The 8,087-nt window shown below is 70.5% G+C and carries 12 protein-coding genes and 1 pseudogene; 12 read left to right on the forward strand and 1 reads right to left on the reverse strand.

Going from position 1 to position 8,087, the window contains the following annotated elements; genetic code table 11:
• Window positions 1–335: 335 nt before the first annotated feature.
• Complete coding sequence (locus tag ACP2AH_RS12920) at window positions 336–704, forward strand: hypothetical protein (RefSeq protein WP_425106173.1); 369 nt, start codon at window positions 336–338, stop codon at window positions 702–704.
• Here the strand turns inward: ACP2AH_RS12920 and ACP2AH_RS12925 are convergent.
• Window positions 701–1,291, reverse strand: coding sequence for a PAS domain-containing protein (locus ACP2AH_RS12925; protein ID WP_425106174.1), 591 nt, complete (start codon window positions 1,289–1,291; stop codon window positions 701–703). The genes ACP2AH_RS12920 and ACP2AH_RS12925 overlap by 4 nt on opposite strands.
• A gap of 338 nt (window positions 1,292–1,629) precedes the next feature.
• On the opposite strand from ACP2AH_RS12925, the gene ACP2AH_RS12930 reads away from it, so the two are divergent.
• The 11 genes and pseudogenes from ACP2AH_RS12930 to ACP2AH_RS12980 all read left to right on the forward strand — a co-directional run.
• Entirely contained in the window at window positions 1,630–2,238 is a 609-nt protein-coding gene (locus ACP2AH_RS12930) for a DUF3667 domain-containing protein (RefSeq protein WP_425106184.1), read from the forward strand.
• Between the two features lie 20 nt (window positions 2,239–2,258).
• Complete coding sequence (locus ACP2AH_RS12935) at window positions 2,259–2,486, forward strand: hypothetical protein (protein WP_425106175.1); 228 nt, start codon at window positions 2,259–2,261, stop codon at window positions 2,484–2,486.
• 132 nt (window positions 2,487–2,618) lie between these two features.
• Window positions 2,619–2,939 (forward strand): DUF883 family protein, encoded by a 321-nt coding sequence (locus ACP2AH_RS12940; protein WP_425106176.1) that lies wholly within the window; start codon window positions 2,619–2,621, stop codon window positions 2,937–2,939.
• 12 nt (window positions 2,940–2,951) lie between these two features.
• The gene (locus ACP2AH_RS12945; RefSeq protein WP_425106177.1) at window positions 2,952–3,341 is read left to right on the forward strand and encodes a phage holin family protein; all 390 of its coding nucleotides are present in this window, start codon (window positions 2,952–2,954) and stop codon (window positions 3,339–3,341) included.
• Window positions 3,320–3,625: a hypothetical protein gene (locus ACP2AH_RS12950; RefSeq protein WP_425106178.1), complete on the forward strand. Its 306-nt coding sequence runs from the start codon at window positions 3,320–3,322 to the stop codon at window positions 3,623–3,625. The genes ACP2AH_RS12945 and ACP2AH_RS12950 overlap by 22 nt, the downstream gene beginning before the upstream one ends.
• A gap of 48 nt (window positions 3,626–3,673) precedes the next feature.
• Complete coding sequence (locus tag ACP2AH_RS12955; protein WP_425106179.1) at window positions 3,674–4,450, forward strand: RNA polymerase sigma factor; 777 nt, start codon at window positions 3,674–3,676, stop codon at window positions 4,448–4,450.
• Entirely contained in the window at window positions 4,447–5,175 is a 729-nt protein-coding gene (locus tag ACP2AH_RS12960; protein ID WP_425106180.1) for a class I SAM-dependent methyltransferase, read from the forward strand. Before ACP2AH_RS12955 ends, ACP2AH_RS12960 begins: the two co-directional genes overlap by 4 nt.
• 11 nt (window positions 5,176–5,186) lie before the next feature.
• The gene (locus ACP2AH_RS12965) at window positions 5,187–5,558 is read left to right on the forward strand and encodes an acyl carrier protein (RefSeq protein WP_425106181.1); all 372 of its coding nucleotides are present in this window, start codon (window positions 5,187–5,189) and stop codon (window positions 5,556–5,558) included.
• Between the two features lie 12 nt (window positions 5,559–5,570).
• Window positions 5,571–6,836, forward strand: coding sequence for a beta-ketoacyl-[acyl-carrier-protein] synthase family protein (locus ACP2AH_RS12970; RefSeq protein ID WP_425106182.1), 1,266 nt, complete (start codon window positions 5,571–5,573; stop codon window positions 6,834–6,836).
• A 7-nt stretch (window positions 6,837–6,843) separates the two neighbouring features.
• Window positions 6,844–7,110, forward strand: a complete 267-nt coding sequence (locus ACP2AH_RS12975) for a phosphopantetheine-binding protein (RefSeq protein WP_425106183.1) — start codon at window positions 6,844–6,846, stop codon at window positions 7,108–7,110.
• Window positions 7,111–7,117: 7 nt separating this feature from the next.
• Window positions 7,118–8,087: pseudogene (locus tag ACP2AH_RS12980) on the forward strand (hypothetical protein); the annotation flags it as partial.

Genomic DNA, 8,087 nt, shown 5'->3' on the forward strand with positions numbered 1-8,087 from the left:
CCCTCCGGGTCTTCCTCGAAACATGAGACGCTTCCGGCTTCTGCTCGCGGCCTGCGCCGCGGCCCTGACCCTTGGTTCCGCGCAGGAGGTGCAGTCGCACGGCCTGGTGTTCGAGCGCTGGGTGCGCGACACCTTCTTCGACGGCTACAAGCCGGCGAGCTACACGCAGCGCTGGGACATCCCCGCGGCCCGCGAACCGCGCACACGGCGCCATCCCCGTCAACCCCAAGGCCGTCAAGCACGGCACCGCCGTCGACCTCGGCGACGCCCTCCGCCAGTATGAGATCGACGAGCCGTTCCTGCTCATCATCGGCTTCTGGTCGCAGGACGGCGACATGAAGCGCATCGTCAACATCATCGCCCCCGAGGTTTCGCCGGAGCTGTGGCGCAGGCTGTGGGGCCCGGTCACCTACGCCGACCTGCTGAAGCTCGATGCGCTCATCAAGGACACCGGACCCTCGGTGGAGGAGACCCGCAAGCTGGCGCTGAAGATGAAGAATTCCCCGCCGTTCACCGGCGCCGTCATCCAGGTGAACCCGAAGATCGACGCCCACGGCCAGCGCCGCCTGCAGTGCTCGATCCGCTTCAGCGACGTGTTCAAGCACCTCGCCCCGGGGGCCGACCCGCGGCCGCAGGCACGCCCCGCGCTCTTCGGCGTCGAGTATCCGGGCCTGATCGCGTCGAAGCCGCGCAACGGCGACTAGACGCAGATCCGGCTCAGCCGGCCCGCGCCGTCTCCGGAACCTTGCGTTCCTTTCGCGACGAACCACAGCGGCTCCCCGCCGTCGGCCAGCACCGGCGCGATGCGCACCTCGGCGCGATAACGGCTGCCGTCCTTGTGGTAATTGACCAGCGTCTCGCGGCAGGCGCGCCGCGCCTGCACTGACTCGCGGATGCGCTGCACCGCAGCGGCATCGGTGGCCGGGCCCTGCAGCAACTCGCCGGGTTTGTGGCCCCTGAGCTCCGCCAGCGAGTAACCGCACATCGCCGTGAAAGCCGGGTTGACCCACAGCACCAGCCCGCCCGGGTCGGTGACCACGAGGGCCTCCGGTTCCGCCGGCGCCGGCAGCGCGGCCACGGCGGCGAGCAGGCGTGCCTTCAATCCCGCGGGGAGTGCGACCGGCGGTGCCTCCGCCGCGGCCAGCCCGGCCACGGTTTCCTGCAACCCGGCCACGTGTGACCGCAATTCCTCGTGAAACTCGAGGACGACCTCAAAGCTCTCGCGCTCCGTCGCCGGCATCTCGCCGGATACGTAGTGGGCCGCCCGTTCCAGGAGGTCTTCCGCGTGCATGTTCAGACATGAGTAAAGCGACCTGGCCCGCAGTCAAAACCCGTTTCACCCGCCGCCGCCATGATGTAGGGTTATACCTTATACCCCCGGCCCCGCCACTCGGGCATCATGCGTCTTGAAACGAAACATCCTCAATCCAACCACCGGGAAATAACATTATGGCAAAGAAATCACGAGGCGGCCGAATGACCGCCGCCAAGAATCGCGCAGCAAAATCCAAGGGCGGCAAGGGCCCGATCAAGAACCGCCCCGCCGGCCGGAACATCATGAAGACCTGAAGCGGTCCATGACCCTCCCATTGCAGAGGCCGCCGCTCCATGGCGGCCTTTTTTATGGCCATGACTGAACCAGCCGCGCGCTGCGCGAATTGCCATGAGCCACTCGGCGGCCGCTTTTGCGCCCGCTGCGGCGAGAAGCTCGTGGGCCCCGCCGACCACACGCTGCGGCGCTTCCTCGAGCACCTGTTCGAGGCCTTCACGCACGCGGATGGCAAGGTCTTCCTAACCCTGCGCTGCCTCCTCACCCGCCCGGGCCGGCTCACCGCCGATTACCTGCGGGGCAAGCGCAAGCCCTACATCCCGCCGCTCCAGCTCTTCCTGATCGCGAACCTGATCTTTTTCCTGCTCCACCCGCTGATCGGTTCGAAACACGCTGACAACCGACCTCAACACCCAGCTGCATTACACCTGGCACCATGGCCTCGCCGAGTCCCTCGTCACCCCGCGCCTGGCCCTGCGCTCGGTGACGGTCGAGGCCTACGCCGCCGTCTTCGACCCGGCGGCGATCACCCTGGCCAAGTCGCTCGTCATCCTCGTCGTGCCGTTCTTTTCCCTCGCCGTGATGGCGCTCCACTGGCGGCAGCGCCGACATTACTCGGCGCACCTGGTCTTTTCGCTGCACTTCGGCGCGTTCTGGCTGCTCCTGATCAGCGCGACGCTGGCCCCTGACCAACCTCACCGTGCGCCTGTTGCGCACCGTCGACGTGTTTCCCTCCGCCACCGCGGTCAACGGCGGCATCATCGGCTTCAGCCTCGTGCTGATGACCACCTACCTCTTCCGCGCCGCGCGCACGATCTATGCCGCCGAGCCCGCCTGGCTCACGCTGGCCAAGGCCCTCGCTCTCGGGATCGCCCTCAACCTTTCGCTGCAGGCCTACCGCGCCGCGCTGTTCTTCATCACCTTCTGGTCCACTTGAACGCCGCGTGTGCCCTGAACACCCCATAGCCGGCGCGCCCGCTGGCCGGTATGCTCGGACCGGTGGCAGCTGCGCCCGGCGACAAACCCGTCCGCCGGCTCACCCCGCCGCCCCAACCAACCCAACCTCCTGATGAAAAACCACCGCGCTTCCGCGCCCCAGACTCCCGCCGACCTGCTCAACGATCTCCGCACCCTCGTCGTCGACGCCGAGAAGATGATCGAGTCCTCCGTCTCCGAACACACCGACGAGGCCGTGTCCGCGCTCCGCCACCGCTACGAGGCCGCCTCGGAGCGCATGGGCGAGATCTACGCCAGCGCGAAGAAGAACGTCACCGCCGGCGCGAAATACACCGACGAGACCATCCGCGCCCACCCCTACCAGTCGATCGCGATCGCCGCCGGCGTGGGCCTGCTCGTCGGCGTGCTCGTCGGCCGCCGCAGCGGCAACTGATCACCACGCCCGATGGAAACTCCCCCTGACCCGCCGCCGGGCTTCATGGACTCGCTCCGGCAACTCGGGGACGGGCTCGCCGCCAGTCTCCAGGACCGGCTCGAGCTTTTCTCCGTCGAGCTGCAGGAGGAGAAATTCCGCCTGATCCGGACCTTCGTCTGGATCAGCGCCGCCGTGTTCACCGCCATGATGACGCTGGCCTTCGCCAGCCTCACCGTGGTTTATTTTTTCTGGGCGAGCGCCCGGCTCGCCGTGCTCGGCGGGCTGACGGCCCTCTACGCCGTCGCGCTGGTCGCGATTATTGTCGCCCTGCGCCGCTACCTCGCGCGGCAACCCCAGCCCTTCGCCGCCACCCTGCAGGAAATCGGGGAGGACCGCGCATGTATCCAAACCAGGAACTGATCCGGCTCGATTCGCACAAGACCGCGATCCGGCTGCGCATCGCCCGCCGGCGCCACGCGTGCGCCGCCGACGCGGGGCGCGTGCTGCAACCGCTCGCCTGGGCGGACCGGCTGGTGGCACTCGTGCGGAACCTGTCGCCGCTCGCGGCCCTCGCCGCCGTGCCGCTCGGCTTCCTGTTCAGGCGCGCCGCGGCGCCGCGGGCCAGCGTGCTCGGCACGGTGTTGCGCTGGGGCCCGGTGGTGTTCGGCGCCGTGCGGAGCCTCGCCGCCGTGCGCCGCCGGTAGCACAAGACCCCATTTTGCCGGTTGGGTTTAGCCGGTAGTCTTGGCGCCATGGTTGCACCTATTTTCCGTCCCGCCCGCGTTCCGTCCCCCCTGGTCGCCGAGCGCGCCGCCCTGTCCCGCCGCGAGGCGCTGCACGACGCCGGGCTGGTGCGCCGCTTCAACGCCGGCGACGAGACCGCCTTCGTGGAGATCGTCAGCCGCTACCGCGCCAAGATGCTCGTGGTCGCGCTCGGCCTCCTGCGCAACCGCGCCGACGCCGAGGAGATCGCGCAGGACACCTTCATCCGCGCGCACCGCGGCCTCGCGCGGTTCCGCGGCGACGCCTCGCTCGCCGCCTGGCTCTACCGCATCACGCTCAACCTCTCGCGCAACCGCTACTGGTATTTCTTCCGCCGCCGCCGCCACGCGTCGCTGCCGCTCGACGCGTCGGTCGGCGAAGGCAACAGCGCGACCTTCGCCGAGCTGGTCGCCTGCGACGCACCCGGCCCCGTGCAGGAGGCGACGACCGGCGAGTTCAGCGCGATCGTCACCGAGTGCATGAGCCGCCTGCCGGCCGGCCAGCGCGACATCCTCACGCTGCGCAACGTGCAGCAGCACTCCTACAGCCACATCAGCCTCACGATGGGCATCCGCGTCGGCACGGCCAAGAGCCGCATCGCGCGCGCCCGGACCAACCTCCGCGTGCTGCTCGGCAAGGCCTACCCGGAATTCGACGACGCTTCGCCCTTCACGTGCTTCGAGCCGCGCCGCCGGCCACCTGCAGGCCTCCTGCGCCTGAGCGCCGCCGTGTCCCCCGGAAAAATCCCTCACCCACCCCGCCGATGATGCCGCATCCGACCCTGGCCGCCCGTTACCCCACGCCCGAGGCGAAGCCGGCGTTCGTCAACCGCCTCTTTGATCGCGGCGCCCGGCACTACGACACCGTGGTGGGCTGGGGCTTTCTCGGCAGCGGCGCCGCCTACCGTCACCGGACGCTGCTGCAGCACGGCCTGATGCCCGGCGACCACCTGCTCGATGTCGCGTGCGGCACCGGCCTCGTGGCGGCCGAGGCGGCGAAGATCCTCCGCACCGCAGCCCACATCACCTGCCTCGACCCCAGCGCCGGCATGCTGGACGTCGCGCGGACCAAGCTCGCGGCACGCTTTGTCCTCGGCCGCGCCGAGGCGCTGCCTCTGGCGGACAATTCGTTCGATTTCCTCACGATGGGCTACGCCCTCCGCCATGTGACGAGCCTGGAGGAGACCTTCCGGGAATTCCACCGCGTCCTGAAGCCGGGCGGGAAGCTGCTGATCCTCGAGGTCACCAAGCCCGCCGGGCGGCCCGGCGGCTTCCTCTTCCGCCTCTGGTTCGGCCGCCTTTACCCGTGGCTCACGCGGCTGTTCACCCGCAGCGAGGGCGCCAGCGACATGATGTTCTACTATTGGGAGACGATGGATGCGTGCGTGCCGCCGGCCACCGTGCTCGCCGCGCTCGCGGCCGCCGGCCTCACCGCCGTCCGGCGCGACGTCGTGCTCGGCCTCTTCAGCGAATACACCGCCGTCAAGGCCTGACCCGCCCCCTCATGAAAGCAACCGCCACCCTCACCACCCCGGACTACCGGGAGGAAAGCATCCGGCACCTGCCGGAGGCGGCGCAGGCCGCCTTCGCCCGCTTCTCGGCCGGCGGCGAGCCCGCCGCGCTCGACCCCGTCCTGCTCGCCATCCTCGAGGACTTCATTCCCAAGGCCCCCGCCCGCCCGCTGGCGGAGCTGCCGGGCGACACCCGGCTGGCCGACGACCTGGGCTTCGACTCCCTCGCCATCACCGAGGTCGTGTTCTTCACCGAGGACCTTTTCGGCATCGCCATCACCAACGAGGAAATCGTCCGCGTGCGCACGCTGGATGACCTGCGCGGGTTCATCCACCTCAAGGTGACGGGTCAGCCGGCGCGCTGAAAGCCCGTCTCTATGCCGCCGCTCCCCGTCATCACCGGCCTGGGTTTCATCACCAGCATCGGCCAGGACCGCGCCACGGTGCAGCGCAGCCTGGTCGGGCTGCGCCACGGCTTTGCGCCCGTCGAGTTCCTCGGCAACCCGGACCTGCCGGTGAAGGTCGCGGGCCTCATCGACGGCTTCGCCTTCCCCACGACCAGCTGGCGCGACTGGCGCTGGCCGGAACGGTTTACCGTTGATCGCGAGCTGCTCCGCGGCCTCGCCCCGCACGGCGTCTACGCCGTCTGCGCGCTGCAGCAGGCGCTGGCCGATGCCGGCCTCGAGCCGGCCGCGCTGGCGGACGGCACTAGCGGGCTGTTCTGCGCCTCGGCCGGCTCGCCGTTCATGCTGCGCGGTTTCCTGAACCAGATGCACGAGACGCGCGGCGAGCGCGGCAATCCCATGGGCATCGTCTCGTCGATCGCCGGCACGCTGAATTTCAACCTCGCGGCGCATTACCGGATTGCCGGCGCGGTCTGCGGGTTCGTCTCCGCCTGCGCGTCGTCGAGCCACGCCCTCGGCTACGCGATGGACGAGATCCGCCTCGGCCGGCAGCAGCGCATGCTGGTCGTCGGCGCGGAGGACCTGACCGCCGAGAGCATCGTCTCCTTCGCCAGCCTGCGTGCGCTTTCCTCCAACCCCGACCCCGCCACCGCCTCGCGCCCCTTCGACCGCGCCCGCGACGGCTTCGTCGGCACCGGCGGCGCCGTCGCGCTCATCCTCGAGGACGCCAACCTGGCCCGCGCGCGCGGCGCGCACATCTACGCCGAGCTCATTGGCTGGGGCCAGGCGGGCGACGGCCACAGCGTGGCCGTCTCGCACCCCGAGGGCGCGGGCTTGCGCCGGGCCATGCAGCGCACGCTCGCCGACGCCCGCGTCAATGCCGCCGACATCGCCTACGTCAACGCCCACGCCACCTCCACCGTCGCGGGCGACCGCTCCGAGGCGCTCGCCCTGCACGCCGTGTTCACCGCGGAGAACGCCCGGCCGCGCATCAGCAGCACGAAGGCCCTGACCGGCCACGGCCTGTCCCTCGCCGGCGTGATGGAGGCCGCGTTCTGCGCTCTGGCCATCGACGGCGGCTTCATCCCCGGCGCCGCGCACCTCGTGGATCCCGATCCCGTTTGCGCCGGCCTCGATCTGCCCCGCACCACCCTCGCGGAGGCCCCGCGCCTCGTGCTCAACAACAGTAGCGGCTTCGGCGGCAGCAATGTCTGCCACCTCCTCCGCCGCCCGACCTGATTTCCCCATGCCGGATCCCCTCATCCATCACCTCCAGACGCTCATCATCGCCACGCTCAAGCTCGACGATGTCAGACCCGCGGACATCCCGGTGGACGAACCGCTCATCGGTTCCGCCCGCTTCGGCCTCGACTCGCTCGACGCCCTCGAGCTCGTGCTCGCGGTCGAGAAGGCCTACGGCGTCAAGATCGGCAACAGCGAGGAGTCGCGCCGGGCGCTCACGAGCGTGAGCACGCTGGCGGCCTTCGTCCGCGCCCAGTCCGCCGGCGCCTGATCCGCCCATGCCCGCCGCCGATCAACTGCCCGCCGGCCTCGCGGCCTGCGACTGCCTCACCCCCTTCGGTGATGCCGCCGCGACCGCCGCCGCCCTGCTGGCCGGCCGGCGCGCGCTCACCCTCTCGCCCGTGCTCGGGCGCGACGGCGGCGACCCCGTGCCGCTCGCGCTGACGGGGCCGATGGACGAGACCCTGCCCCCGCGCTGGCTGCCCGGCCTGCGGCAGCTGGCCGCCGGCATCCCCCCCGGCCCGTGGGGCACGGCCCGCGCACCGGTGGTCGTGACGAGCAGCAACTTCGGCGTCGGCAGCCTCTACGCGTTCACGCGCGACCGGGATAAGCGGCACCTCGCGCACGGCACGCCCTTTGCCACCGTCGGGCTCCTCCGCAACGAATTCGGCTGGGGCGAACACGTGACGGTGTTCTCGCATGCCTGCGCCACCGCCCATCTCGGACTCGCCCACGCCGCGCGGCTGCTGCACGCGGGGCTGGCCGACCGCGTGCTGGTGTTCTCGTTTGATTTCGTGAGCCCGTTCGTCGCCGGCGGCTTCCACAGCCTGAAGATCCTCAACGGCGGCCTGCCCGCGCCCTATGCCCGGCGCGAGACCGGATCCATCGGCCTCGGCGACGGCGCGGCATTTGCCGTGCTCACGCGCGACGCGGCGCCCTTCCGGCTGGCGGCGCACGCGCTGCACAACGAGATGTTCCACTTCACCTCCAACCAGCCCGATGGCGCCGGCTTCGCCACCTGCGCCGGCAGCATCGCCGCGGCCGCGGGCGGGCGGCGCGTCTGGGTGAAGGGCCACGGCACCGGCACGCTCGACGCCGGCCGGCTCGAGGCCGAGGCCTTTGCCCGGCATTTTCCCGGCGCCCCGCTCACCGGCTGGAAAGGCAGCCTCGGCCACACGCTCGGCAGCTGCGGGCTCGTCGAGCTGGCCGTCACCCTCGCCGCGCTCCGCGGCGGGCGCATCCCCGGCA

The sequence above is a fragment of the Ancylobacter sp. genome (genome assembly GCF_965249975.1).
Classification (GTDB): Bacteria; Pseudomonadota; Alphaproteobacteria; order Rhizobiales; family Xanthobacteraceae; genus Ancylobacter.

Bases quoted from the DNA above. Each gene is read 5' to 3' on its own strand.
- ACP2AH_RS12930 (WP_425106184.1), top strand. From the start codon at position 1,630: ATGACTGAACCAGCCGCGCGCTGCGCGAATTGCCATGAGCCACTCGGC.
- ACP2AH_RS12945 (WP_425106177.1), top strand. From the start codon at position 2,952: ATGGAAACTCCCCCTGACCCGCCGCCGGGCTTCATGGACTCGCTCCGG.
- ACP2AH_RS12960 (WP_425106180.1), top strand. From the start codon at position 4,447: ATGATGCCGCATCCGACCCTGGCCGCCCGTTACCCCACGCCCGAGGCG.
- ACP2AH_RS12955 (WP_425106179.1), top strand. From the start codon at position 3,674: ATGGTTGCACCTATTTTCCGTCCCGCCCGCGTTCCGTCCCCCCTGGTC.
- ACP2AH_RS12940 (WP_425106176.1), top strand. From the start codon at position 2,619: ATGAAAAACCACCGCGCTTCCGCGCCCCAGACTCCCGCCGACCTGCTC.
- ACP2AH_RS12975 (WP_425106183.1), top strand. From the start codon at position 6,844: ATGCCGGATCCCCTCATCCATCACCTCCAGACGCTCATCATCGCCACG.
- ACP2AH_RS12965 (WP_425106181.1), top strand. From the start codon at position 5,187: ATGAAAGCAACCGCCACCCTCACCACCCCGGACTACCGGGAGGAAAGC.
- ACP2AH_RS12950 (WP_425106178.1), top strand. From the start codon at position 3,320: ATGTATCCAAACCAGGAACTGATCCGGCTCGATTCGCACAAGACCGCG.
- ACP2AH_RS12920 (WP_425106173.1), top strand. From the start codon at position 336: ATGAAGCGCATCGTCAACATCATCGCCCCCGAGGTTTCGCCGGAGCTG.
- ACP2AH_RS12925 (WP_425106174.1), bottom strand. From the start codon at position 1,291: ATGCACGCGGAAGACCTCCTGGAACGGGCGGCCCACTACGTATCCGGC.
- ACP2AH_RS12970 (WP_425106182.1), top strand. From the start codon at position 5,571: ATGCCGCCGCTCCCCGTCATCACCGGCCTGGGTTTCATCACCAGCATC.